The organism is uncultured Halopseudomonas sp. (assembly GCF_963977355.1).
Lineage (GTDB): Bacteria > Pseudomonadota > Gammaproteobacteria > Pseudomonadales > Pseudomonadaceae > Halopseudomonas.
On record NZ_CAXBOV010000013.1, the window covers coordinates 46866 to 72619 of the forward strand.

At 55.9% G+C, this 25754-nt stretch carries 23 protein-coding genes; 16 read left to right on the forward strand and 7 right to left on the reverse strand.

From position 1 onward, the window contains the following. Positions 1 to 233: 233 nt before the first annotated feature. A complete protein-coding gene (locus AAC076_RS08860; RefSeq protein WP_339844585.1) occupies positions 234 to 1397 on the forward strand; it encodes a type III PLP-dependent enzyme in 1164 nt (387 codons plus the stop codon). Positions 1398 to 1494: 97 nt separating this feature from the next. Next, positions 1495 to 2121: an SOS response-associated peptidase gene (locus AAC076_RS08865; protein WP_339844587.1), complete on the forward strand. Its 627-nt coding sequence runs from the start codon at positions 1495 to 1497 to the stop codon at positions 2119 to 2121. A 169-nt stretch (positions 2122 to 2290) separates the two neighbouring features. Here AAC076_RS08865 and AAC076_RS08870 read toward each other — a convergent pair whose 3' ends face one another. Beyond that, positions 2291 to 3196 carry an SDR family oxidoreductase gene (locus AAC076_RS08870; protein WP_339844588.1) on the reverse strand — a complete coding sequence of 302 codons (906 nt, stop codon included), beginning with the start codon at positions 3194 to 3196 and terminating at the stop codon, positions 2291 to 2293. A 578-nt stretch (positions 3197 to 3774) separates the two neighbouring features. On the opposite strand from AAC076_RS08870, the gene AAC076_RS08875 reads away from it, so the two are divergent. The 7 genes from AAC076_RS08875 to AAC076_RS08905 all read left to right on the forward strand — a co-directional run bounded on the left by AAC076_RS08875 (position 3775) and on the right by AAC076_RS08905 (position 7986). After that, positions 3775 to 4074, forward strand: coding sequence for a hypothetical protein (locus tag AAC076_RS08875; RefSeq protein ID WP_339844590.1), 300 nt, complete (start codon positions 3775 to 3777; stop codon positions 4072 to 4074). A 203-nt stretch (positions 4075 to 4277) separates the two neighbouring features. Beyond that, positions 4278 to 4604, forward strand: coding sequence for a hypothetical protein (locus AAC076_RS08880; RefSeq protein ID WP_339844591.1), 327 nt, complete (start codon positions 4278 to 4280; stop codon positions 4602 to 4604). Positions 4605 to 4724: 120 nt separating this feature from the next. Then, positions 4725 to 5174, forward strand: a complete 450-nt coding sequence (locus tag AAC076_RS08885) for an SMI1/KNR4 family protein (RefSeq protein ID WP_339844593.1) — start codon at positions 4725 to 4727, stop codon at positions 5172 to 5174. 609 nt (positions 5175 to 5783) lie between these two features. Continuing rightward, positions 5784 to 6269, forward strand: a complete 486-nt coding sequence (locus tag AAC076_RS08890; protein WP_339844596.1) for a hypothetical protein — start codon at positions 5784 to 5786, stop codon at positions 6267 to 6269. Positions 6270 to 6415: 146 nt separating this feature from the next. Then, entirely contained in the window at positions 6416 to 6907 is a 492-nt protein-coding gene (locus tag AAC076_RS08895) for a hypothetical protein (RefSeq protein ID WP_339844598.1), read from the forward strand. Between the two features lie 144 nt (positions 6908 to 7051). Continuing rightward, a complete protein-coding gene (locus AAC076_RS08900; protein ID WP_339844599.1) occupies positions 7052 to 7450 on the forward strand; it encodes an MAPEG family protein in 399 nt (132 codons plus the stop codon). Between the two features lie 155 nt (positions 7451 to 7605). Then, a complete protein-coding gene (locus tag AAC076_RS08905; protein ID WP_339844601.1) occupies positions 7606 to 7986 on the forward strand; it encodes a phosphopantetheine adenylyltransferase in 381 nt (126 codons plus the stop codon). A 72-nt stretch (positions 7987 to 8058) separates the two neighbouring features. On the opposite strand, the gene AAC076_RS08910 is transcribed toward AAC076_RS08905, so the two are convergent. Further along, positions 8059 to 9237: a magnesium transporter gene (locus tag AAC076_RS08910; RefSeq protein WP_339844604.1), complete on the reverse strand. Its 1179-nt coding sequence runs from the start codon at positions 9235 to 9237 to the stop codon at positions 8059 to 8061. Positions 9238 to 9366: 129 nt separating this feature from the next. Here AAC076_RS08910 and AAC076_RS08915 point away from each other — a divergent pair, with 129 nt between their 5' ends. Continuing rightward, positions 9367 to 10332 (forward strand): putative zinc-binding metallopeptidase, encoded by a 966-nt coding sequence (locus AAC076_RS08915; protein ID WP_339844607.1) that lies wholly within the window; start codon positions 9367 to 9369, stop codon positions 10330 to 10332. Positions 10333 to 10422: 90 nt separating this feature from the next. Then, the gene (locus tag AAC076_RS08920) at positions 10423 to 11316 is read left to right on the forward strand and encodes a prenyltransferase (RefSeq protein ID WP_339844610.1); all 894 of its coding nucleotides are present in this window, start codon (positions 10423 to 10425) and stop codon (positions 11314 to 11316) included. On the opposite strand, the gene gltS is transcribed toward AAC076_RS08920, so the two are convergent. Beyond that, positions 11313 to 12509 carry a sodium/glutamate symporter gene (gltS, locus tag AAC076_RS08925; RefSeq protein ID WP_339844612.1) on the reverse strand — a complete coding sequence of 399 codons (1197 nt, stop codon included), beginning with the start codon at positions 12507 to 12509 and terminating at the stop codon, positions 11313 to 11315. The genes AAC076_RS08920 and gltS overlap by 4 nt on opposite strands. 200 nt (positions 12510 to 12709) lie before the next feature. Here gltS and AAC076_RS08930 point away from each other — a divergent pair, with 200 nt between their 5' ends. Then, positions 12710 to 13384 (forward strand): 7-cyano-7-deazaguanine/7-aminomethyl-7-deazaguanine transporter, encoded by a 675-nt coding sequence (locus AAC076_RS08930; RefSeq protein ID WP_339844615.1) that lies wholly within the window; start codon positions 12710 to 12712, stop codon positions 13382 to 13384. Between the two features lie 39 nt (positions 13385 to 13423). Here AAC076_RS08930 and AAC076_RS08935 read toward each other — a convergent pair whose 3' ends face one another. Both AAC076_RS08935 and AAC076_RS08940 read right to left on the reverse strand, forming a co-directional pair. Continuing rightward, positions 13424 to 14143 carry an SGNH/GDSL hydrolase family protein gene (locus AAC076_RS08935; protein WP_339844617.1) on the reverse strand — a complete coding sequence of 240 codons (720 nt, stop codon included), beginning with the start codon at positions 14141 to 14143 and terminating at the stop codon, positions 13424 to 13426. A gap of 10 nt (positions 14144 to 14153) precedes the next feature. Beyond that, complete coding sequence (locus AAC076_RS08940) at positions 14154 to 15335, reverse strand: acetyl-CoA C-acyltransferase (RefSeq protein ID WP_339844619.1); 1182 nt, start codon at positions 15333 to 15335, stop codon at positions 14154 to 14156. A 217-nt stretch (positions 15336 to 15552) separates the two neighbouring features. Between AAC076_RS08940 and AAC076_RS08945 the strand changes: the two genes are divergently transcribed. The 4 genes from AAC076_RS08945 to AAC076_RS08960 all read left to right on the forward strand — a co-directional run bounded on the left by AAC076_RS08945 (position 15553) and on the right by AAC076_RS08960 (position 22532). After that, a complete protein-coding gene (locus tag AAC076_RS08945; protein WP_339844621.1) occupies positions 15553 to 17235 on the forward strand; it encodes a fatty acid--CoA ligase in 1683 nt (560 codons plus the stop codon). Positions 17236 to 17519: 284 nt separating this feature from the next. Further along, on the forward strand, positions 17520 to 18884 hold the full coding sequence (locus tag AAC076_RS08950; protein WP_339844623.1) for a DUF1329 domain-containing protein: 1365 nt from the start codon (positions 17520 to 17522) through the stop codon (positions 18882 to 18884). Positions 18885 to 19034: 150 nt separating this feature from the next. Further along, positions 19035 to 21665: a LuxR C-terminal-related transcriptional regulator gene (locus AAC076_RS08955; RefSeq protein WP_339844625.1), complete on the forward strand. Its 2631-nt coding sequence runs from the start codon at positions 19035 to 19037 to the stop codon at positions 21663 to 21665. 207 nt (positions 21666 to 21872) lie between these two features. Beyond that, positions 21873 to 22532: an OmpA family protein gene (locus AAC076_RS08960; protein WP_339844628.1), complete on the forward strand. Its 660-nt coding sequence runs from the start codon at positions 21873 to 21875 to the stop codon at positions 22530 to 22532. Positions 22533 to 22644: 112 nt separating this feature from the next. Here the strand turns inward: AAC076_RS08960 and AAC076_RS08965 are convergent, their stop codons facing one another. Further along, positions 22645 to 23550 carry an acyltransferase gene (locus AAC076_RS08965; protein ID WP_339844735.1) on the reverse strand — a complete coding sequence of 302 codons (906 nt, stop codon included), beginning with the start codon at positions 23548 to 23550 and terminating at the stop codon, positions 22645 to 22647. A gap of 56 nt (positions 23551 to 23606) precedes the next feature. After that, positions 23607 to 25733: a phosphate acetyltransferase gene (pta, locus tag AAC076_RS08970; RefSeq protein ID WP_339844631.1), complete on the reverse strand. Its 2127-nt coding sequence runs from the start codon at positions 25731 to 25733 to the stop codon at positions 23607 to 23609. Positions 25734 to 25754 lie beyond the last annotated feature (21 nt).

Sequence of the window (25754 nt, forward strand, 5' to 3'; positions counted from 1 at the left end):
CATCAACGCACTATTGTCATGGGCCTGTGGGAGGATAGACGAAATGACAGGTCCCTATTGACCGCAGGATCGCTTGGTTTTATGGTGCGCCACGAACGTTGAGGCTGGCACGATCCATACGGCTCAAGTACTGACGACGAGACAGCCTTGGGAAGTAGGCGAACCAAAGTGGGGATACTGATCAGACGTTCGCACCCCGATCCGTAAAAAATACATGCTTTGGAGCCGATGCCATGTCTATTAATGTTGACGAATATTTTGACCGCGACACCTTCAGCCGTATTCGCGCCCGTGCTGATCAACTCGAGACGCCGTTCCTGGTCGTCGATCTGAAAACCATCGATCGTGCCTATGACGAGCTGGTCGAAGGTTTCCCCTTCGGCAAGGTCTACTATGCAGTCAAGGCCAATCCGTCCAATGAAGTACTCAGTTTGCTGAAAGGCAAGGGTGCCAACTTCGACATCGCTTCCATTTATGAGTTGGAAAAGGTCATGGCCCTGGGCGTGAAGCCAGAGCAGATCAGCTTTGGTAATACGATCAAGAAGTCCAAACACATCCGTGCGTTTTACGAACAGGGTGTACGCCTGTTTGCGACCGACTCGGAAGCCGACCTGCGCAACATCGCCAAGGCCGCGCCCGGTTCAAAGATCTATGTACGCATTCTGACCGAGGGCTCCACCACGGCCGACTGGCCGCTGTCGCGCAAGTTCGGCTGTCAGACAGACATGGCCATGGATCTGCTGGTGCTGGCCCGCGAACTGGGTCTGGATCCCTATGGCATTTCCTTCCATGTGGGCTCGCAGCAGCGCGACATTGGTGCCTGGGATGCTGCCATCGCCAAGGTCAAGGTGATCTTCGAGCGGCTCAAGGAAGAGGACAACATCACCCTGAAGATGATCAACATGGGTGGTGGCTTTCCGGCCAACTACATCACCAAGACCAACACCATGAAAACCTACGCCGAAGAGATCACCCGCTTCCTGCAGGAAGACTTTGGTGACGACCTGCCCGAGATCATCCTCGAGCCCGGTCGCTCGCTGATCTCCAACGCAGGTGTACTGGTCAGCGAAGTGGTATTGATCTCGCGTAAGTCGCACACGGCACTGGAGCGTTGGATTTATACTGACGTGGGCAAGTTTTCTGGTCTGATCGAAACCATGGACGAGTCCATCAAGTTTCCGATCTGGACTGAAAAGCAGGGCGAAGTGGAAGATGTGGTGATCGCCGGTCCGACCTGTGACAGTGCCGACATCATGTACGAAAGCTACAAGTACGGACTGCCGCTGAACCTGGCAATCGGTGATCGCATGTATTGGCTCTCCACTGGAGCCTACACCACCAGCTACAGCGCTATCGAGTTCAATGGCTTTCCGCCGCTGGAAGCCGTTTACATCTGACGCTTCGCGTAGCGACAAGCTGCAAGCTGATAGTATAAAAGCCCGCCCTGGCAACAGACGCGGGCTTTTTTATCCCTAAAGCGGACCCAAGGCGCCCATGTGCAGTCACTACGAAGCCCCTACAGCTGAGCATCTGACAGACGCCTTCGGCGGCCCGGATCAGCTTGCCCTACAGCTGGACCTCTGGCCCGGCTACCAGGGCGCCTTTGTGCGTACAGCACAAGGGAATCCAGATACCGAATTCGAGCTCCTGCCAGGCATCTTCGGCCTGCTACCGGCCTGGGCAAAGGACCAGAAACTGGCCCGCCATACCTACAACGCCCGTACTGAAACCGTTGCCGAAAAACCCTCTTTCCGTAACGCCTGGCGCAAGGCGCAGCACTGCATCATTCCCGCAGCCGCCATCTATGAACCGGACTGGCGCTCAGGCAAAGCCGTGCCGACCCGTTTCACACGGGCCGACGGCGGCATGATGTGTATTGCCGGTTTGTGGGAGGAATGGACTGATCCCGCAGGGCAACGCATTCACAGTTACAGCATGCTCACCATCAACGCCGAAGAGCATCTCCTGTTTCGCGACTATCACCGCCCGGAAGACGAAAAACGCATGGTCGTCATACTACCCAACGGCGTCATCCGCGACTGGCTAAAAGCCTCACCCGCCAACAGCATGGAATTCATGCGCCAGTATCCTGCAGACAGGCTCAACGCAACGAGCGAATAACATCCAGGACTCACGCTCCACCAGGGGGGGGGGCTCGAATCCCACCTCGAACAAAGCCGACTCATCTGGGCAAAACCAAAAAGCCCGTACTGTTTCCAGTACGGGCTTTTGCTAGCACAACACTACAACCAGCTCTAGATTTTCAGCTTGTTGGTTAAGGCTTACCTGCTCAGCTGAACTTCTGGATATTAGCCATCAGCTCACGTAGTGCCTCAATGTTGTCCTTCGGATGCACAGCGCCTTCAAAGTCGCACAGCTTCTCGAAATTGGCAGCAACGTCTTCCGGGGTGAAGCCTTCATCGGGGTTGAAGCCGATACCCAGCGAACGCTCCCAACGCACTTTACCCATCCAGCCGCCACCGACTTCAAAGAGGCTACCCGTCTCTTTGCTCTCTTCCGAGCACAGGTAAGTCACCAGTGGGCTGACCAGCTCAGGCTTGAGCTTGTCGAACGCGCCCTCAGGGAACAGGCCTTCAGTCATGCGCGTGCCGCCAGTGGGGGCGATAGCGTTAACGAAGATGTTGTTCTTGCGGCCTTCGATCGCCAGAGTACGGGTAAGACCATACAGACCCAGCTTGGCCATGCCGTAGTTGGCCTGGCCGAAGTTGCCGTAGATACCGGAGGTGGAAGCAGTAAAGATGATGCGACCGAAATTGCTGTCCTTCATGTAGGGCCAGGCAGCGTGGGTCACCTTGTAAGCGCCCTCCACGTGAACCCTGTAGACCAGATCCCAATCGGCATCGGTCATCTTGGCAAAGCTCTTGTCACGCAGGATGCCGGCGTTATTCACGACCACGTCCACACGACCGAAGTTGTCCATCGCGCACTGCACGATCTTCTCACCATCGATCACATTGTCCGGGTTGGCAACGGCGGTACCGCCGGCAGCCTTGATCTCTTCAACCACCTTCAGGGCCGCATCACTGTTCGCGCCTTCGCCCTGGGTGCTGCCACCCAGATCATTAACGACAACTTTAGCGCCATGCTTGGCGAACAACAGCGCGTGGGCACGGCCAATGCCGCCACCGGCACCGGTTACGATGACGACCTTGTCGTCAAAACGAATATCGCTCATGAAATGCTCCTATCTATATGGGCGGTGAAAAAAAGGTCTGCCAGTGTTAAACACTTGTTTCAATTCGGCAAGCGCCACAGGCGAGCTGAATAGCCAAGCATAAGCCGTTAACGACCAGCACACGAGCCTCAAGCCCGAATGCTTGGTAACGATATGCAAAGCGATTGGACCGAAAATGAGCTTGGACATTGTTAATGTGACTGGACTATTCTCGGACAACGCAACGGAATGCTCGCTTCATCCCGCCCCCAGGCACGGACAGCCTGCATTCCACGCCAACCACCGTTAACAATTCCGCCACTTGTCCGTGAAGAGGATAGGGCGGTAGCGTGCCTGAAGAAAGCTCAGCCTTGCCAACGTTATCCTGATCGTCGGCACACACTGGGCGTCTATACAGTAGTAATGGATTCATGAAATGTCGAGCTCAAGCGAATACGTCCTATTGCCGGCAGATGATAGTAAAGTCTTGTTTTTATTAGAAAAATTGGGTGGCTCTTTGTGGCTTTTTTGGAGTTATATCGAACCATCCGTTATGCATTAACACCGTGTGCGGTCTAATCACTGTTATGTGAAAGAAGATGATCTGGCCATTTCGTAAAAAAGAGTACACAGATGAAGAGTTTCTGAATGAGGCTTTTCACTTGGCTATGGCCTGGGGCAAAGATTGGCTTCAACCAGTTCAAGGAAGGCTTGCTAAGGCACATCCGCAGTTAAATGAAAAAGAACTTGATCACTACAACTCGGTTGTTCAAGAGGCAATGAAGTTCGGTCATGACCAAGTTTACTCAATGGCCGAGATACACGGTAAAAAACTAGCGAAGAGGAATTTGCCCAGATATTTTCCAAAAAGTTTCCTTGGGCAAATAGCAAAAACATAAATCATTGTTTTAACCAAGGTATGTACTACGCATGGAAAGACATGGGTTTAAACTAAAATCACATAACAAGCGGCTCAAGCTGACAGTTTTTCCGTTCAGCCTTTTGTGTTTGATAACACAAAAGGCTTCACTCCAAAACTCCAGCTTAGCCGGGCGTTAGGCATCATCCGGGAAGGTAGAGAACTTTGGGGTCGGAAGAGAAATTGAAAATATGGCGAGCTCTATCAGATCTATTCCTTGATACTGAAGTCGATGAATTAACCTTTAAATATATCGCTCGAACCATATCAGAAAGTAGATTTTCTTTGCCTGAAATTGAAGAGATGCTTTGGTATGAGGTGTATCCTGTTTTAGAGGGTAATCTTCGGAGCGTTGCCGGAGTTTGGGAGGGGTGGCCGGATGAATGGCTTCTTCAGCACTTACCAGCACCAGTTCGTCCAAATGCAATACATGGTGAACCTTCGATTATCAAAGAGATTAAACGGTGCTGGCTGCAAGTTGTAGAAATTTATGAAAGTAAAAATGCCTAACAAACAGTTCCAGTTGACGTTTTGGTCTACGCTCCTTTTTGTGCATTTGCTTCGCAAATTTTCGCACAAAAATCCACTTCAACCAAAACGCAACTGAACTGGGCGTTAGGCAGTAAGAGCATGAACATCGAAGATTCAAATAGAAATGGTTTCTTAAAAATGGAAGCGCTGGAACGCTTCGAAAAATCCCTTGCTTGCAGTCTCCCAGAGGACTATCGGAGCTTTCTCATAGAGCATAATGGTGGAACTCCTAGTAAGTATTTGGTGTGTTGGCCGGGCTCATCGGAGCCTTCAGAAGTATGGAATGATTCATTAGGCCTTCATGATGGGCCAACTTATTCTCGTTTAGATTATGTTTTTGAGGGCATTAAAGAGTATCTCCCAAATGGTGTGATACCTTTCGCTAGTGACCCTGGAGGCAATTACTTCTGTATTGGAATTGCTGGCGAGTATGCTGGCAAAGTTTACTTTTGGGATCACGAGCGTTCTGACGATGACGAGAACATTTCACTACTATCAGAATCATTTACAGAGTTTGTGGCAGGATTAGCCAGTGACGAAGATGCCTAACAATCGCAGGCACAGCGACGGCTTTTTCGTTGCGGCTTCGCCTCCACTACAAAGCCGCGCGTGCTGCGGGCGTTATGTGCAGCAAAATATGAAAAAGCACTTAATACTAATACCTTTGCTCTTTAGTATCTCGGCACTGTCCAGAGCAGAGATCAAAGCCGATGTTTATCAGGTCACTTTGCGAGCAGAGCAAAGTGACATGCGACTTTTTATCTGCATCAACGGTGAATGTCAAAAGTCGCTTAGCTTTAGAAAAAACGAGGATGAGTACATTTATGATTTCGGTACATTCCCAGTACCTAAAAGTACGAATATTGAATTTAATGCGTGGAGGCACTACCCAGAAATTAGAAGAACTCGAAGAACACGCGAGCACTATACCCCCGGCATATGCAACGTCACTAACTGCGGCAGTTTCAGATTCACTAAAACCAATGCTCCTGTCACCTCGACTACAGACCTCTGCAAACTTGGTCTCTCTTCGTGCGGCAGGGGCCCTACCCCCCGATAGAGGCACATAACAATTGGTTTAAATCACTCGCTGTGCTCGCTCGGACGGGCTAAAGCCCGCCCCTTAACCAAACGTTATGCATTTAATGGAGAAAGTACTTGAACAGGATATTTCCACTGCTCGCAGTGGGTATTGTTGCGGTGGTATTAATGTCAGATATCGGATTGGTCATGAAGTATAATCAAAACCCAGGCGCTTATTCTTTGCTGAAGAATATCTCATTTGTCCATTATTTGATCTTCGTTACAAACGGGATTCAGTTTGCACTAGCCAAGTTGCTGTTCTCGGTCCTGCTATTCGTGCTGTGGACATGGCGAGCAATTTACCCCGCAAAGGTATACTTGCTTGCATATATTACATATCTGTATTCATTTTCTTGGTTTTTAATTGGCGCTCTCGTTTTGACTGGTATTGTTGGGGTATTACAATATTCGGCAGGTCTTCCCTTAAATTTTTATGACTTTACCCTATTGTTTATAAGCACTCCTCTTGGGTTGCTTGCGCTGGTTGCCATTGGGCTGCCCTTGATACTGCTGGGGCTTCCAGGGTTACACAATCGTTGGATTGTGAGGAATAATGCATAACAAGCGGCAGCACGGTGACCGCTTCTCCACCGCTTCGCGGCAACAAATCGGCACGTGTGCCGGGCGTTATGCCTTCTATCCGAACCAGAAAAGCAACCACATAATTCACTGCCTTTTTATAAGGCAATTAACCAGCCAGAGATCTCATGGAAATGCACTCAAAAGTATCCCTTTGGATTTCCCTTCTCGCGCTCATTGCTTCATTTGTCACTGGATACTTTCAGTATCAATCATGGCAAGACAATGTCGAAGAGAAATTGAAAATTGAATTAAAGATGGTGCACCAGAATTCCCCATTAAACCCACTCGACTTAAGAATAATTAGTGGAGTAGAGGAAAGAAGTGACCTAGAGGCAGCCATTCTTATCACAAACATGGGAAGCACCACAGTCCGAATCACAGAGGCCGGGTATCAGGACCGTGACCTGCCCAATCTTGCATTTTATGCAGGCGCGAACGAGCCGAAGGTTTTAGCCCCAGGTGAACAGACATTATTCGTCGTCTCCGACGTCATAAAGGTTGATCGTCAACTTACAGATAACATTCTTTTGGGTGAAGAAAGGAATGCAAGAATATTTGCCACATCCACTAAAGGCAATCGTTTTGAAGCGTTGGCCATCATAGAGGTGGCAAAGTAGTAAAAGCTATGCCAAATATCTTAAGCTCGGGCCTAATCATGTAATCAAGTCCACTCTGGACTTCCCCCACTTCAGTGGACACCCATCCATAACTCTCAATAAGATGGGCTGAAGCTCGCCCCGTAACCAAACCTAAGGCATATCATGGATATAGTTCAGACCTACACACATACAATTTCTGCACTGGGTGCGATGGCGTTGTTGATGCTCTTGCAGCTGCTTGTCGCGGATGTTGTTGGCATCAGATCCAAGCATGTTCCTGGATCATTGGTTAACACGGGTCACGGCGATCTGCTTTTTCGGACTAGCCGTACCGTTGCGAACACCAACGAGAGCATTGCCATCCTGGTTCTCGCAACGATTTTCTGCATGTTTTCCAATGCTGCTCCCACATACACTGCCTATGCAGTTTGGGGCTTTGTCATCGCGAGAGCCTTGTACGCATTGTTCTACTACACAAATCTACAAATTATGAGGTCTGTCATTTTTGGCATCTCGCTACTCTGCCTGGCAGCGCTATTGGTTATTGGAGTCTCTACTTGAGCTGGACGACTAAAAGGTCGTGGCGATAAGCGTAGAATGCCCCGCGAGTCCTTGGAGATATCAGCTCTGCTCGCAGCGATGGTCGCTTTGACGCTCGTCCCTAGCACGAGCGTTGCCTCGGACGCGGGCTTTCACCTCAAGGAGGAAAGTCAAACATGGAAAAAGTTGTCACAGGTCTGCTGGTGCTGGTCGGGATCATTCATCTTTTGCCCGTTTCCGGGGTTCTTGGGGTGGAGCGCCTTGCGGTTCTGTATGGTGTTTCGCTGGGCGAGCCCAATATCCAAATCCTGATGCGTCACCGGGCTGTGTTGTTTGGTTTGCTTGGCCTTTTCCTGGTGTACGCGGCTTTTCAGCCATCGCTCAAGCCGCTGGCAATCATTGCTGGCTTTGTCAGCGTTGTGTCTTTCATCGCGATTGCATGGTCAGTGGGTGGTTACAATGACGCCCTTCGCAAGGTCGTTATCGCCGACATTATCGCTATAGTCGCGCTCATTGCCGCAGGTGTAATCCATCTGATTAGTCGCAACCAGAGTTAATCAATCTATTCAGTTTGCCTCGACTTGCGGACCCCTTGCGCCCGACGTTGATTCGCACTTCGAGCGCTAGCCCTAGAGCACCAGTGATGTGGCTAGAAATAACATCAAACCCATACCGATGATGTCGGTAAAGGTGGTCAGAAAAATGCTGCTGGCCGTGGCCGGGTCTGCACCAAAGCGTTTAAGAAGCAACGGCACCGCAACACCAAACAGGCCGCTGGCCATGCAGGCGCCGATCATGGCGATAAAAATGACGAAACCCAGCATGGCCGGGTTCGCGGAGTCTGTGAGCAGGGCATAGGCATACATGGCCGTGCCGGCAATGACGCCCACAGCGGCCCCGTTGAGCGCGCCCAGCAGTATCTCCTTACGCAGCAACTGCCTGAGCGGATAGTCTTGTATTTTGCCTAGCGTGATACCGCGCAGGGTAATCGCCATTGCCTGGCAGCCAGTATTGCCGCTCTGGCCGGCGAGCACAGGCAGGAAGGCGGCGAGGGCGACGATCTGTGCGATGGTGCCCTCGAACATGCCCACTACAAAAGCCGCTGCAAAGGCGGTGATCAGGTTTACCTGCAGCCATGGATGGCGCATCCGGAAGGCTGTCAGTACGGGTGTGTTGATCTGCTCTTCCTTGGCTACGCCATACTGGGAGCCAGCCTGGGTACTGAGCTCCGAGACAATACGTTCATAGAGCTTCCAGCCTCGCACCTCACCCACCACACACTGCTGATCATCCACTACCGGGTAAATGCGGTAGTGGCGATAGAGTACTTCGCTCACTGCGCTTTTGATCGGTGTGCTCTGCTGGAACGCGAAGGGCTCGAGCACCATGATGCTGGCGAGCGCTTCGGAGGGTTTTGAGAGAATCAGATCACGCATGCCCACCAAGCCCACCAGACGGTTTTCCTCGACCACAAAGATGTAGCTGATCTCGGAGACATCCGCGCTTTTCACCATGAATGCCAGGGCTTCGGCGACCGTATAGCTGGAGGGGAGTGTTGCCGTAGCGGGAGTCATGAGCTCGCCAATGGTTTCTTCAATGCCCGACAGCACAACACGCGTGGCCGTTTCTCCCGGTGCGGCGACTTCGCCCAGGTGAGAGGCTACCTGCATGGCCTGCTCGGTTGGCAGGCGTGAGAGGATGAACTGGATGTCGTCTGCGGGCAGACCAACCAGCTCCTCGGCGGCATCCCGTGGCGTCAGTTTGCGGATATGTTTGATTCGCTCAGTCAGTTCCATACTCTGTGACATGTCTCGGCCTGCCCTTGCTGTTTGATTCAGACTATAGCAGGCGTCCCGCCGGGATAATTCAATACCAATACTTGTAGTTACCCGCTCAGGGTCCATGCTGTAGGCCAATGCTTTTTCTGGAGCCCGCTCATGCGTGTTTTTTCCAATCCAGTTGGGGCCGGCTCTCTGTGGTTTGACAATCTGGCCACGGCTGAGGGAATGCCCGTAGCTTACGACCCCCAAGCTCGGAATTTTCTGCCCACGCCACCCTTTTGTGCCAATCGCGATATCATCGGCTGTAACTGGATAGCGCCAGCGGAAGGCGAGTTCTGCCGCTCCTGCAGCATGACGGGACTGGCTCCTGATACGTCGATTGCCGATGCCATCCCCAATTGGGCGCAAACCGAAGCGGCCAAACGCTGGGTGCTGGACAACCTGGGGCGCTGGCACTGGTTCAGACCTGAGGATCCAGGGGCGCGACCGGTGTTTCATTTGCTGGCTGAGGGTGCAACGCCGGTGCCCATGGGGCATGTCGACGGGGTCGTAACCATCAGTGTGGCGGAGGTAGATCCTGTTCTGGTGACAACCCGCCGTGAGGCTCTGGATGAGCCCTATCGCACCATGATCGGTCATATGCGGCATGAGATTGCCCATATGCTCTGGTGGCGCTTGAGTCTGCGCGAGGACTTTCTGGAGGCTTTCAAGGGCATGTTTGGTGACGTGATGATCAATTATCACGGGGCGCTGCAACACCACTACGAGAACGGTCCGCCGGAGAACTGGAAGCAGTTCTACCTGACCAGTTATGCCTCCGCTCATCCCCATGAGGATTGGGCCGAGACGGCAGCTCACTTGCTCCATCTGACCGATATAGCCGACAGCTTTGTGGCCACCGGGCTCTCTTCACCGCAGATACCCGACGCTGGCTGGGATCCCTACTCGGAGCCCGACGCTCAGCGCTTGATCCATATTGCTGCGACGCTCACCGTGGGCGTAAATCACGTGAACCGCTCCATGGGATTGTCGGATATATATCCCTTTGTGCTCTCGGAGCACGCCCGGCAAAAGCTCGCTTTCGTGCACGACTGGCTCCGGCGTGGTGCTTTGGGTCTTTGACCTGCAGCAATATCCTTTATAACCGCCTCCGGTAGTATCGCCGCTGAAACCCTTGGGTCCACGCCCGGACTTCAGCGACGAGGTTGCCTGGTGAAGTTTAAAGCCGTATTCCAATCGATGCGTTTACCGTTCCTGGTGTTGACTCCCGCCTGCGTGCTGCTGGGCGGGGCAATAGCGCTGGCGAGCTCCGCGCCAGTGATCTGGCTCCACTTGTGGCTGGGATTGGCTGGTGCGCTGGCCGCGCATATTGCCGTGAATACCCTGAACGAGTACCAGGATTTCCGTAGCGGGCTGGATGCGCTTACTTCTCGAACACCCTTCAGCGGCGGCAGCGGAGCGTTAATACGTTGCCCTGATGCAGCGGTGGCTGTGCGTGTGTCCGCAGGCCTGTCATTGCTTCTAGTCGTGCTGATCGGCCTCTACTTTATTATGCACTACGGTGCTGCGATCCTGCCTGTGGGGCTGCTGGGTGTTGCGATAATCGTGCTCTACACCCGGTGGATAAACCAACGTCCCTGGCTGTGCCTTGTCACGCCGGGTATCGCCTTTGGTCCTTTGATGGTGGTTGGCACCCATTTTGTACTCACCGGGCACTACAGCGTTGTTGCTGCCGGAGTGTCCCTGGTGTCTTTCTTTCTGGCTAATAACCTGTTGCTGCTCAATCAGTTCCCGGATATGCAGGCTGATCGCCAGGTAGGGCGACGTCATCTACCGATAGCCTACGGTGTGGAGTTTGCTACTGGCGTTTACGGTTTCATGGCGGCGGCGGCGATGTTGGTCATTGTTTTGGGCGTTGACTCAGGAACGCTGCCGTCTCTCTGTCTGCTCGCTTTACTGCCCGCTGCGATCGGGCTTTTCGTCTGGATGGGCGCCCGGCGATATGGAGATCAGATCGGTCGATTGAGGCCCTATCTGGCATTGAATGTGTTCGCTGCGGTTGTTACGCCGCTGGTGTTATCCATCACGCTCTTTCTTGGCCACTAGCCCTGAAACATCTCCAGACTCAGCAATAACTGCACCAGCGTGGCGTTGGCTATATCGATAAAGAAGGCGCCCAGCAGCGGGATGACCAGAAAGGCCTTGGGACTAGGGCCGAATCGGTTGGTAAGGGCGTTCATGTTGGCTATGCCGATTGGTGTGGCGCCCAGCCCCATGCCGATAAAACCGGAGCTGATGCAGGCGGCGTCATAGTCGCGGCCCAGCAGCGGAAAGACTACAAAGATGGTCAGCAGGGTAATAACAGCTGCCTGCATCAGCATGACCACACTGATCATTCCGAGGGCGCCTTGCAGTGACAACAGGGGCAGGCTGATGAGGCTCATGCCGAGGAACAGCTGCAGACTCAGATCACCCACCAGTTGGATGGGTCGGTGGTCGATAGTGACCTTGAACAGTTCCAACCCGTTGGTCAGCGCTATACCCAGGAACATCGCCGTGAGGAATGCTGGCAGGCGGATGCCAACCCCTGAGAGCCAACCATAGATCGACGCGCCCAGGGCAAAGCACAGTGCGATCAACAGCACGGCAGTCAGGACGCTGTTCAGCTCAATGATGTAAGTCACCTTGTTGCCTGACTCGATATGCTGGATTTCGGCGGTTGCGGCGTCCGAATGCAGACCATGGCGTTTGATGAGCCAGGCTCCCACTGGCCCGCCTATCAAGCCGCCCATGATCAGGCCCGCCGTGGCGAAGGTCATACCCATGGAACTGGCGTTGGTCAGACCAAAATGGGCTTCGAATAACTGGCCCCAGGTGATGGCCGTACCGTGACCGCCTGCCAGGGAGACGCTGCCGCCAATAAGCCCGAGCAGGGGGCTCTCGCCAGCAATAATCGCCACGAGAGTACCGGTCAGGTTCTGGAATATCAGCAGTACGACTGCCAGCCCCAGCATGATTGCCAGCGCTTTGCCGCCCTCGAGCATCTGCCGCAGGTGCGCCGACAGCCCAATAGTACTGAAGAAAGTGATCAGTAGCAGATCCCTGAGGTGCAGATCAAAACGAATGTCCTGCTTCGATGTGGCTTCAATTACTGCAACCAGTGCGCTGATCAGCAAGCCGCCAGTCACCGCCGGCGGAATGTTGTAGGTATGCAGAAAGGCTACCCGCCGATTTATATGGAAACCCATCCAGAGGGCTATGATCGCTATTGCCACAGTGACGGGTGTGTTTATTTCCATGGGACTGTCCTGACGGGGCTTGGTCACAAGACTAGCAAAGCCACCGTGACGATGAATTGATTCGGATCATAGCGCGCGGTACCGCCCGTCTGCGCTGGTACCTTTTTGGCTGGCAAAACGCTAGAATGACGGCCGCGCGTAACCGCAGTGGTTGCGGCAATGGGTTCCCTAACCCCATTTCATCCCAAAAAGGACATCACATGTCGTTGTTATCTTCTACGGTCAACCGCGCCGTTCTGGCGGGTTTGATTGCGTTTCACATCCTCATCATCATTGTCAGCAACTATCTGGTGCAGCTGCCTGTCACCCTGTTCGGCTGGCATACCACCTGGGGTGCTTTCAGTTTTCCTTTCATCTTTCTTGCAACCGATCTGACGGTGCGCCTGATGGGCAAGCATGCGGCGCGGCGCGTGATTGCGCGGGTGATGTTGCCAGCACTGGTGGCCTCTTACGTGGTGTCGGTAGTATTTCAGCAAGCGCAGTTCGGTGGCCTGGCGGCGCTGGGGGAGTTCAACCTCTTTGTGTTCCGCATCGCGGTGGCCAGCTTTCTGGCGTATGCGCTGGGCCAGTTGCTCGATGTTCAGGTGTTTGATCGCCTGCGTCAGCTGCGCCAGTGGTGGGTCGCCCCGGCTGCGTCGACTGTGGTCGGCAACCTGCTGGATACCTATCTGTTCTTCTCGGTAGCGTTCTGGCGCAGCGATGATCCGTTCATGGCGGCTAATTGGGTCGAGATCGCAACGGTTGATTATGCGATCAAGCTGATCATCAGTCTGGTGCTGTTCGTGCCGCTATATGGGATGTTATTGAGCTGGATCGTAAGGCTCCTGCCATCCGCTGCGCCGAGTCCTTCGCCCGCCATTGGCAGAAGCAGCTGAGCTGCCGGCTTCGGGCCGCTCGCCAGTGGTAAGCTTTGGTCAGCGAAACAGATCCGTCCGACTGCTAGCCAGTGCCTCGGCAATCTGCTGATAACCGCTCCGGCCTGGATGGTAACCGTCCGCGGCGAGCAGTCCGGGCTCGGTAACGAGGGGATACTCCAGATGGACGAAATCCTTCGGTTTCTCGTGAGCAAGACGGGCGTAGACCGCATCAAGCTGTCTGGCACGCCACCCCATGATCTGCCGTAACGGTGAGGGTAAGGCGGTGAACAGGTGCATGGGAGGTACGCTTAGCAGTATCAGCGGCGCCGGGTAACGCACGGCGAGCAGCTGGCGCAGGGCAAGTAGCTGATCACAAAAACGGCTTCGCGAGGTAAACCCCGTGGTGTCGTTGACCCCCATGCTCAACAGCACATTATCGGCCGCTGGCAGTTGCGTTTTATCCAGCTCAGCGATCAATGCCTGCATGCGGATGCCATTGATGCCAAAGGTATGCCAGGCGGTGGTCTGGCCTGTGCGCTGGTGAATCTGTCTGGCCAGTTGACTGGCCAGGCCCTGATCGTGGGTAACAACCCCGACGCTCGCGGCCGTGGACTCGCCAAGAACAAGAATCCGCCGGGCAGGGGCGCCTTCACCATATTGGCCGCAGGGGTTACCACTGCCCTCGGGTAGACGAGGCGTTGTGCGTCTCGCCCGCTTGCCCTGGTAGAGCAGCAGAGGCGATAGCAGGGCGGTAGTCAGCCAGAAGGGCAGGTGCATCGCGAGCGGGTCAGACCAGCTCTACTGCAACTGCCGTTGCCTCGCCACCACCGATGCACAACGCCGCAACACCACGCTTGCCACCGGTTTTTTGCAGGGCGTTGATCAGCGTGACTATGATCCGCGAGCCGGTGGAGCCGACCGGGTGACCCTGGGCACAGGCGCCACCAAAGATGTTGACCTTGGCATGGTCAAGATTATGTTCACGCATGGCCAGCATGGTGACCATGGCAAAGGCCTCGTTGATTTCAAACAGGTCCACGTCATCCTTGTTCCAGCCCGTCTTCTCGAACAGGTTACTCAGGGCGCCGACCGGGGCTGTGGTGAACTCGCTCGGATCCTGACTCTGTGTGGCGTGACCGACAATACGGGCCAGGGGCTTGAGGCCTCGTTTGTCAGCCTCTGCTGCGGTCATCAGTACCAGGGCGCTGGCGCCATCGGAGATCGAGCTGGCATTGGCGGCGGTGATGGTGCCGTCCTTTCCGAAGGCAGCGCGCAGGCCGGGGATCTTGTCGATATTGGCGTTGTGCGGCTGCTCGTCATCCTTTACCAGGACTTCACTATTGCGGCTGGTGACCGTGACCGGCACGATTTCGCTGTCCAGTGAGCCATTGTCGATGGCCTTTTTCGCGCGGGTCAGGGACTCGATGGCGTATGCATCCATCTCCTCACGGGTAATGCCGTGCTTGTCGGCTGTTTCCTGTGCAAATGAGCCCATCAGGCGGCCGGTGCGCGCATCCTCAAGACCATCGAGGAACATGTGGTCCTTGATTTCGCCATGTCCCATGCGCATTCCACCGCGGGCTTTTTCCACCAGATAGGGGGCATTGGACATGCTTTCCATGCCTCCGGCGACCATAATGCTGTTGGTCCCTGCCTTGAGCAGATCGTGAGCCAACATGACGGCTTTCATGCCCGAGCCGCACAGCTTGTTGATGGTGGTGCAGCCTGTAGCTGCGGGCAGGCCAGCATTAAGGCTGGCCTGGCGGGCGGGGCCCTGCTTCAGACCTGCCGGCAGCACACACCCCATGATCACTTCTTCCACGTCAGCAGGTTGGATGCCCGCCCGACTGACCGCTTCACGGATTGCCACCGCACCCAGATCGACTGCAGGTACGCTGGACAGACTGCCCTGAAAACCGCCCATTGGGGTGCGCGCGCCACTGACGATGACAATGTGGTTATCGGACATGCTGTGCTCCTGAAAAATGCTGACTGATTTTGAATGAAGGGTCATGTATCGACCCGATTGCATCATTATACCTGCTCAGTATACTCGCTGGATGAGTGTGATCAGGTTCATACTTAGGAGGGATAGGTAGCCAGGTATAAACTTGGCTATAGTAAAAGGCATGCTTGGCCCAAGGCCGCATCCAGACCAGACAAGCCCAACAATACAGGTCATTACAATGCTTAATACCCGTGTCATCAAACCAACGGACGAGGCGCATGCCACACCGTTGCTGATCAAGAACATTCTGCTATCCGGTCAGCGCTATGAGCGCACCCAGGAAATTGTCTACCGCGATATCAGCCGGTACGACTACACCACGCTCAATCAGCGGGTTTGCCGGCTCGCCAATGCCCTGACTGATGCGGGTGTCAAAGCCGGTGATACGGTTGCCGTGATGGACTGGGACACTAACCGCTATCTGGAGTGCATGTTCGCCATCCCGATGATCGGCGCTGTTCTTCATACGATCAATATTCGCCTGTCGCCCGATCAGATTCTGTACACGATGAACCATGCCGAAGATATTTTTGTGCTGGTCAACAGCGAGTTTGTACCGATTTACAAGGCGATCGAGGATCAACTCACCACAGTCAAGAAAACCATATTGTTGACCGATGGGCCGGAGAAAACCGCCGAGCTTCCTGATCTGGTAGGTGAGTACGAAGAGCTCCTGGCCGCGGCCAAGCCGACCTACGACTTCCCCGAGTTCGACGAAAACTCAGTCGCTACCACTTTCTACACCACCGGTACCACGGGTAACCCCAAGGGTGTGTACTTCACCCATCGCCAGTTGGTGCTGCATACCTTGACCCAGGCATCGACCATGGGCGGACTGGATAGTGTGCGGCTGTTTGGTAATCGTGATGTGTATATGCCCATCACACCGATGTTCCACGTGCACGCCTGGGGTATTCCGTACACGGCAACCTTGCTGGGCACCAAGCAGGTGTATCCGGGTCGTTACGAGCCGGAAATGCTGTGCAAGCTGATCCGCGAAGAAAAGGTTACCTTCTCCCACTGCGTGCCGACCATTCTGCAAATGGTGCTCAATGCCGAGGGTGCCAAGGACATGGACTTCGGCGGTATGAGGGTGATCATCGGTGGCAGCGCGTTGAATCGCAGCCTGTACGAGGTGGCCAAGAAAAAGGGCATGATCCTGTCGGCGGCCTACGGCATGTCCGAGACCTGCCCGCTGATCTCCAGTGGTTACATCAATCTGGAGCTGGAGCAGGGTACTGAAGATGACCGTGCTGCCTATCGTATCAAGGCCGGCACACCTGTTCCCATGGTTGAGGCGCGCCTGATGGATCCGCAGGGCGGGTTCCTGCCGCACGACGGCAAGACCCAGGGTGAGCTGGTGCTGCGCGCTCCCTGGCTGACCCAGGGGTATTTCCGTGAACCGGAGAAGAGCAAGGAGCTCTGGACCCACGGCTGGATGCATACCGGCGATGTGGCGGCCATTGACGAGATGGGCACCATTGAGATTCGCGACCGTATCAAGGACGTGATCAAGACTGGCGGGGAGTGGATTTCCTCCCTGGAGCTCGAAGATCTGATCAGCCAAAGTCCGGCTGTGAAAGAAGTGGCTGTGGTGGGTGTGCCTGATCCGCAGTGGGATGAGCGTCCTTTTGCACTGATCGTGCCCCATGATGGCAAGGAAATGGACGCGCGCATTCTGCGAGACCATCTCAAGCCCTACGCCGAGGAAGGCCGAATCAACAAGTGGGCCATTCCGAACCAGATCGCATGTGTTACCGAAATACCCAAAACCAGTGTTGGCAAGCTCGACAAGAAACTGATTCGTGGCGAGATTGTCAAATGGCAAGAGGCTGAAGCCCCCTTCCTGTCTACGCTCTGAGCGTATTCAAGATCGCAGCTGGCCGGTAACACCGGGCCGGTTGCGTTATCTTTGCCGGCCGGGGAGGTAGTCCGTTAGGCTGTTTCTCCGGCATGAAGGTTGGTTTCACGCCTTATAACGGTGGGGCCCCGGGGTATGTCTGCCAGACAGATTCATACTTTGGACGGTCTCTTACCGGCCGGCGCTCAGGTAGAGTGCTCGGCTGCATACGCTGTGCTGCACAGCAATGGCATCCTTCAATCGGCCGGGTTCAGATTCCTGGCCACAGGCAAGGCAGAGCAACTATGAAACCTAATTTCAGACATTCCGCATTGGCAGTCTCGCTGCTGGCTTTCAGCTCAGCAAGCATGGCGGCCGCTACGCCCGAGCAGGTTGCATCGCTGGGCAATACCCTGACACCCGTGGGTGCAGAGAAAGCAGGTAACGCTGCAGGGACCATCCCCGAGTGGACCGGTGGTCTGGCGACGGACGCTGCGCCTGTAAACGCTAACGGCTTTGCATCCAACCCCTTCGCCGACGACCAGCCACTGTTTGTGATCACTGCCGAAAACTATGAGCAGTATGCTGACAACCTTGCGCCTGGCCAGATTGCGATGTTCAAGCGTTACCCTGAAACCTTCCGCATGCCGGTTTTCGAAAGTCGTCGCAGTGTTGCCATGCCTGACGCGGTTTACAGCGCAGCGCGTGATAACGCCGCCAACACCAAACTGGCAGCCGGCGGTAACGGGCTGGAAGATTATCGTCTGGCCATTGCTTTCCCGATCCCCTCCAATGGTCTGGAAGTGGTGTGGAATCACATGACCCGCTTCCGCGGTGAGTCATTGCAGCGCATCATCGTGCAAGCGACTCCGCAGACCAATGGTAGCTACACCATAGTACGTTTCAACGAAGAGTATGTGATTCCCCAGGGCCTGAGTGATTTCACACCGGGCACCATGGATAACATCCTTTACTACTTCAAACAGCAGGTAACCGACCCGAGCCGCCTGGCCGGTAACGTGCTGCTGGTACACGAGACCATCAACCAGGTAGATACACCGCGTACGGCTTGGATCTACAATGCCGGTCAGCGTCGTGTGCGCCGTGCCCCTCAGGTCTCCTATGACGGTCCAGGTACTGCAGCCGACGGTATGCGTACTTCCGACAACCTGGATATGTACAACGGTGCACCTGATCGTTACGACTGGGAGCTCAAGGGCAAGAAGGAAATGTACATTGCCTATAACAGCTACAACCTGGGTTCGCCTGAGCACGACTACAGCGACATTATCCAGGCTGGCCACATCAATCCCGATCTGACTCGCTACGAGCTGCACCGCGTGTGGGAAGTCGAGGCGAACGTAAAGCCCGATCAGCGTCATATCTATGCCAAGCGCCACATGTTTGTTGATGAGGACTCCTGGCAGGCCGCTCACATCGATCACTACGACGCTCGTGGCACCATGTGGCGTGTAGCCGAAGCCCATGCCCTGCATCGCTACAAGGATCAGGTACCCGGTTTTGCCGCCGAAACGCTGTATGACGTGCTCGCCGGTCGTTATCTGGTTATGGGCCTAAACAACGAAGAAGCTCAGGACTACAACTACCAGCACGCCTCAAGCGCATCGGACTTCACGCCCGCTGCACTGCGTCAGGCTGGCGTACGCTGATAATCGCTCTGGGCTGCAGCGCAATGCTGTAGCCCGGTTCGTTACAAATCGACAATATATCTCCAGGCGCATCCCGCTAAACTTGGCGGCATGCCCGTTGCCATCTCTTCCCCTGGCAAGATGTTCCGGCCCCCGCTGCCGGCTGATCATTTGCCCAGACCCGAACTCGTTCGCTTGATTCAGAGCGCGGCCCAATGCCGTGTTGTGCTTATCTGCGCGCCTGCCGGTGCAGGCAAGAGTACGCTCGCTGCAGAAGTGGCCGAGCAGCTTCCGAGCCCCTGGCTGTCTACCTGGGTGGCGCTGGAGCGTCGGGACGCCGCGCCTGCGCAACTGCTACGCAGTCTGATTGAGGGGTTGCAGGCGCTGTTTCCTGGCCTGGGTACCTCCGAGCTGGCTCTGCTTGCGCAACAACAAGACCATCAACCGCTCGTCATCGAGCCTCTGATAGCCTCCCTGACGCGTGACCTGGAGCGGCAACATGGGTCACAACATCCGGTGTTGCTGATTCTTGACGATTATCATCTGGCCCGTAACGATGCCACGGACAGTCTGTGCGCCCTGTTGTTTGAACGTTTGCCTGCATGCTTTCAGATTCTTATAACCAGTCGTGGTCGTCCAACATGGCCGCTTGCACGCATGCGGGTAGCCAATCAGGTGCTGGAGCTTGACGAGCGACAATTGCGGTTGGATCCGCAGTACGCTTGGGCCTTTCTTGAGGGCGCGGGCGTAGACGTGGCGGATCGTCAATGGCTACGACAGAGGATCGAGCGTAATGAGGGCTGGTTCGCAGGGCTACGATTGCTTGCGCTGACTGCCCGTTCTGGAGGGCCGCAGGCCACGGTGAGTGAAGAGCAGTTGGTGCAGGAGTATTTGCTGGAGGAGGTGATCGGGGCGCAGCCGAGTCACGTTCAGGAGTTTCTGTCTCAGATTATCTGGCTTGATCATTTTACTGCCGAGCTGTGCGATCAGGTGCGTAACGCCGATGACAGCGGTGCGATCATTGACTGGCTGCTCCAGCACCAGGTGTTTCTGGTGCCGTTGGATCGGCAAGGCACCTGGTACCGCTTTCATCATCTGTTCTGTGATGTCCTTCGCCAGGGTGGTGCCGCCCAGGGACTTCCGTACCGGCAGGGCCTGCATTTGCGTGCCTGTGACTGGTTCCGCGAGCATGGACGTATTGCCGATGCGGTGGAGCAGGCGTTGGCTGCGGAGCGACCGGACGAAGCTGCGGCACTGGCTCAGCATTTGCCTCTCGACCAACTGCTTGCCGAGCAACATGTAAGCACCCTGTTGCGCTGGAAGGCGATCCTGCCGCGTGTTTTGCAGGGTAGTTCTGCCCCGCTGGTGCTGGTGCATGGCTGGACGTTGGCGCTGGCCTGTCAGCTGGAGGACGCGCGGGTCATGCTTGCCCGTCTGCAGTACTTCCTGCCGCAACCCGATGCTCAAGCGCAGCGCAGGCTGCTGGGTCAGGCGCTGGCCCAGCAGAGTTATATTGCCAGAGCTGCCGGGGCGCTGACTGAGGCGTCCAGCTGTGCCCGTGAAAGCTTGCAGTGTCTGGAAGCCGGGGACGTCGGTAGCCAACTGATCTCCATGCTGATACTCGCTGATATAGCCTTGTGCGAGAAGGACCTGGACGAGTCCAGACGCTGGGCCAGAAACGCATTGGAACTGGCCCAGCGCAGTGGCAATGTCCTGTTCGAGGCGCAGGTGGCGCTGGTGCGTGCTCGGCTGCTCCAGGCCCGTGGAGAGGTGGCTCGAGCCTACCGGCTGCTCGGCCAACAACTTGAGGTTCTGGGCGCTCTGGATTACCCGCAGGGTCTGGCGATAAGGGCCAGATTGACGATCCTGCATGGATACCTTGCTGGGCAGCTGGGTGATCCCCGGGCGGCTCGCCGTGAGGTCCGGCAGGGTATTGATGAGGCCCGCGCCTGTCGGGATATTCACGTTTTGCCTGGTTATTGTTTGCTGGCAGGCATTGAAGCTCGACGGCGCGACGGATTCGGGCAGGCCTTCGAGCTGCTGGCGGAGGCGGAGCGATTGATGCACCAGTGGGATATTCCGCCGGTTTTTTACCTCGGCTGGGGCACGGCCCTGAAAAGTGATCTTTGGATCAGCGCAGGGCGGCAGGAGCTGGCCGAGCAATGGCTGCCCCGGCTGCGCCAGACCTATTGTCTTGATGAGCCGGCTGCGCCGCCCAGCTTTTTTCATGTACTGCCAATGGTAATCGAGCGGGTTTACGCTCGGCTGTTATGGGGTAGGGGCGAACAGGATCAGGCTGAAGCCTTGCTTTGGGATTGCCTGGAGCAATTACAGGCACAGGGTGAGCGCTTGCAAGCCCTGTCGGTCATGACGCAGTTGGTGCAGATGCTGGCCCGCAGTCAGCGCCCTGCCCAGGCCCAGCAGTTGCTGCTCAGGGCCATTGCCTGGGCGGCTGATGACACCATCATAGGGCCGTTCGTGCCGCTACTCTCGCATATGCCTGTGCTGGTCCAGCGCGTTTTGCATAATGCCCCTCCGTCCCCCCTGAGAACTCAGCTTCAAGAGAAGTTGCCGGCAGTTAGCCAGGTTCTGGAGTCCCCGCAGATCGAGCCTTTGAGCACTCGGGAGCTCGCCGTATTGGAGTGCATAGCGCAGGGACACTCCAATCAGCAAATCAGTGAAACTCTGTTCATATCCTTGCACACGGTGAAAAGTCATGCCCGGCGCATCAACCACAAGCTCGGCGTGGCGCGACGCACCCAGGCGGTGGCGCAGGGCAAGCTTCTGGGTCTGCTTGGCTAGGTTGCTGGCGGGCCACGATTGCGTTGTACAGTGCTTCAGGGTAGGTTTACCTCCATCCCTGCAGTTGCCACCAGCCGTGGCTGATACCTGCGTCACGTTTTTATTGGTTGATGTCGGTGCGGTCCACGCCCGTGCTGCGAACCTCGCTGTCTCCTCGCGAGGCTGTGCTAACCTATTCACACGTTTTACGAAAAAAGGAATGAATACATGAAAAAGCAAATGATGATCGCAGCCAGCCTGAGTACCTTGATGCTGGTTGGTTGTACCAGTAATCCGTACACCGGCGAGCAGCAGACCGGCAAGTCTGCGCTCTACGGCTTGGGCGGCGCAGCTGCGGGCGCAGCCATTGGCGCAGCCACCTCTGGCAGCGATGATCGGGCCAAGGGCGCGCTGATTGGTGCCGCCGTAGGCGGTGCAGCAGGCGGCGGTTACGGTTACTACGTGGACAAGCAGGAACAGCGCCTGCGCCAGGAGCTTGAGGGTACCGGTGTGCGCGTCGTGCGTAATGGCGAGAACCTGCAGCTGGTCATGCCGGGTAACATCACTTTCGCCAGTGGTTCCTCTGACATTTCCAGCAGCTTCTATCCCACCCTCAATTCTCTGGTCAAGGTCTTCAAGGAGTTCGACAAGAATGGGGTCGAGATCATCGGTCATACCGACAGCACGGGCAGCAACGATCTGAATATGCGCTTGTCCCGCGACCGGGCGCAGAGCGTAGCGTCATACCTGGCCAGCAATGGTGTTTCCAGCGCACGTATCAGTGCAATGGGTGTGGGGCCGAGCCAGCCGATCGCCAGCAATGATACCGCTGATGGTCGTGCGCAGAACCGTCGCGTGGAAATCAACCTGCGGCCAACCCAGCAGTAAACCGCATGACGGTGTGAGCCGACCGGCGATACATAGTTATCGGTCAGCCTTGCCAGACGAAAAACGCAGCCCCAGGGCTGCGTTTTTTTTCATCATGATTCCGTTGTCCGCGTTATGCGCCGGGAGGATATTCCCGGTGCAGCTGGTCGAGTTGCTTGTCCTTGGCCTCCCACAGGGTGTTGACCCAGGCCTGGAAAGCTTCCCGGAACGCACTGTCATTCTGGTAATCGCGGCCTAAGAATTCCACCGGAATGGGCTTGAGTTCACAGCGCATGACGACCTTTCTCACCCGCCCACTCAACAGATCCCAGAAGCTCGGGTTGCCGTCGGGGTAGTGCAGGGTAATGTCCACCAGGGAGCGCAGCTGCGACCCCATCGCGTCAAGTACAAAGGCGATCCCGCCTGACTTGGGCCTGAGCAGATGCTTGAACGGTGACTTCTGTTCGGCGTGCTTGGCGGGTGTGAGTCGGGTGCCTTCAAGGAAGTTGAAAATGGCAACCGGAGTGGTCTTGAATTTCTCGCAGGCCCGGCGGGTGGCCGCCACGTCCTGACCTGCCTTTTCAGGGTGACGCGCCAGATAGGCCTTGCTGTAACGCTTCATGAACGGAAAATCCAGTGCCCACCAGCAGATACCGATAATCGGAACCCAGATCAGTTCCTGCTTGAGAAAGAACTTGAGCATCGGCATCTGGCGATTGAGGTTGTGCTGCAGCACCAGAATATCGACCCAGCTCTGGTGGTTACTTGTGACCAGGTACCAGCCGTCATAGTCCAGTTGTGCGACTCCCTGGATATCCCATTCGGTTTTGCCAGTCAGGCTCATCCAGCCACTATTGCAGCGTATCCAGAACTCGGCAATGCGGATTATCGCGCGGGTGCAGAGCACCTGCAGTCGTGGCATGGGTAGCAATTTGATAATGGATATCGGGAACAGAACGCTGAAGCAGATCAGCGTGTTGAGTATCAACAGCAGGGTAGCCAGGGCGCCGCGCAGGGCGTGAGGCAGGAAACTCAGCATGGAAGGGTGCTCTTTCAATGGGGCCGGCATGAATCATCCGGCCCTCTGATCGTTTTTTATTTGTCTGCCTGTATGGCGGTCAACGCAATGGTATAGACAATATCATCCACCAGGGCGCCGCGGGACAGATCGTTTACCGGTTTGCGCAAGCCCTGCAGCATTGGGCCAACGCTGACCACGTTGGCACTGCGCTGCACCGCCTTGTAGGTCGTGTTACCGGTATTCAGGTCTGGAAACACGAACACGGTTGCCTTGCCGGCCACCGGACTATCTGGTGCTTTCTGCAGGCCGACGCTGGCAATCGCGGCAGCATCATACTGGAGCGGGCCGTCGATCAGAAGACCGGGCTCGCGCTCGGAAGCGATGCGGGTTGCCTCGCGGACCTTCTCGACATCCTCGCCGGTACCGGATTTGCCTGTCGAGTAACTGATCATGGCTACCCTCGCCGGGATCCCGAAGGATTCGGCTGACCGGGCACTTTGAATCGCGATTTCGGCCAGTTCTTCGGCATTGGGGTCCGGATTGACTGCGCAGTCCCCGTAGACCAGTACCTGCTCGGGCAAGAGCATAAAGAAGATCGAAGACACCAGGTTGTAGCCCGGTGCGGTCTTTATCAGCTGAAAGGCTGGCCGGATGGTGTTTGCCGTGGTGTGAATGGCGCCGGATACCAGCCCGTCCACCTCGTCCAGGGCCAGCATCATGGTGCCCAGTACGACGTTGTCTTCAAGTTGCTGCAGCGCCATGGGTGCATTCAGACCCTTGCCGGCTCTGAATTCGACCATCTTGTCGACGTACTTCTCGCGCACTTCCTCCGGATCGATTATCTCGAGATCTTCAGGAAGCGTTATGTGCTGGGCCCGGGCCACCGCTTCTACCGACTCACGCTTTGCCAGCAGTACGCAACGGGCAATACCTCTGCGTTGGCAGATAGCCGCGGCCTGTACAGTGCGCGGCTCGTCACCCTCAGGCAAAACGATGCGCTTGGCGGCCTTTTGAGCGCGAGTCATCAACTGGTAGCGGAAGGCCGGTGGTGACATCCGTGCTTCGCGCGGCGCGTCGCAGCGACGCTCCAGCCAGGCGTGATCGATATGGGATGCGGCAAACTCGGTGACCTGTTCCGCACGTTCGTGATCATCTACCGGAATCTCGCGATTCATGCGGTCGAGCCGGGTCGCTGTGTCAAAGGTATTGGTGTCTGTGGCCAGGATCGGTAAGCCACCGGCGAGTGCCGGCTGGCAGAGCTGCATGACCCGTTCGTCGGGGGCGAATCCGCTGGTAAGCATCAATCCTGCCAGGGGGGTGCCCGCGAGAGATGCGAGGCTGGCGGCAATGATGATGTCGTCGCGGTCGCCGGGGGTGACAATCAAGGTACCCGGTTTCAGGCGCTCGACGATATTCGGTACCGTGCGCGCGCACAGGGCAATTTCCATGACGCGGCGACTATTGATGTGGCCTTCGTTCAATACGGTGGCATGCAGCAGCTCGGCTACGTCGGAGGTGCGCGGCGCGTTCAGGGTTTCTTCCCAGGGGATGCAGCCGATCAGACGGAAGTCCTCGGTATCCAGTACCTGGGATTCCTGTTTGAGTGCAAGGGCAAACTCCTTGAGGGTGCGTTTGAGTTCGCTACGGTCGCTGGGCAGTCGGTCCGCCAGCTCGAGTCCGCGTACCTTGTTGACGATCACGCCGAGCACCTTGGGATGGCTCGGCCCACCAAAACCCTGGGCATGAATCTCGATGCGGTCAGCCAGACTCGACATGTCGTCGTCATCCGGGGCGGTGACCAGAATCACATCCGCATCCAGGCTGCGCGCCAGGTGATGGTTGATGCGCGCTGCATAGCTGGCCTGACGGGTGGGCACCATGCCCTCGACAATCACTACATCGGCGTCTACTGCAGCCAGCTGATAGCGGCTGACAATATCTTCCAGAACCTCGTCGAGCTGCCCGTTGGCCAGCCGGTGTTCCACATCGGCCAATGCCAGGGGCTTGGGCGGTTTGAGATCAAGGGTGCGGCTGATCAGCTCGGTCGAGCGTTCAGGGCCCAGATCGCCTGGATGAGGTTGGGCGATGGGTTTGAGAAAGTGTACGCGCAGGCCCGTTCGCTGTAGTGAGCGAATCAGACCCAGACTGATCGAGGTAAGACCGACCCCGAAGCCGGTTGGAGCGATGAAGAAGGTATGCATGCAAGCGTCCCGTCTGTTGAA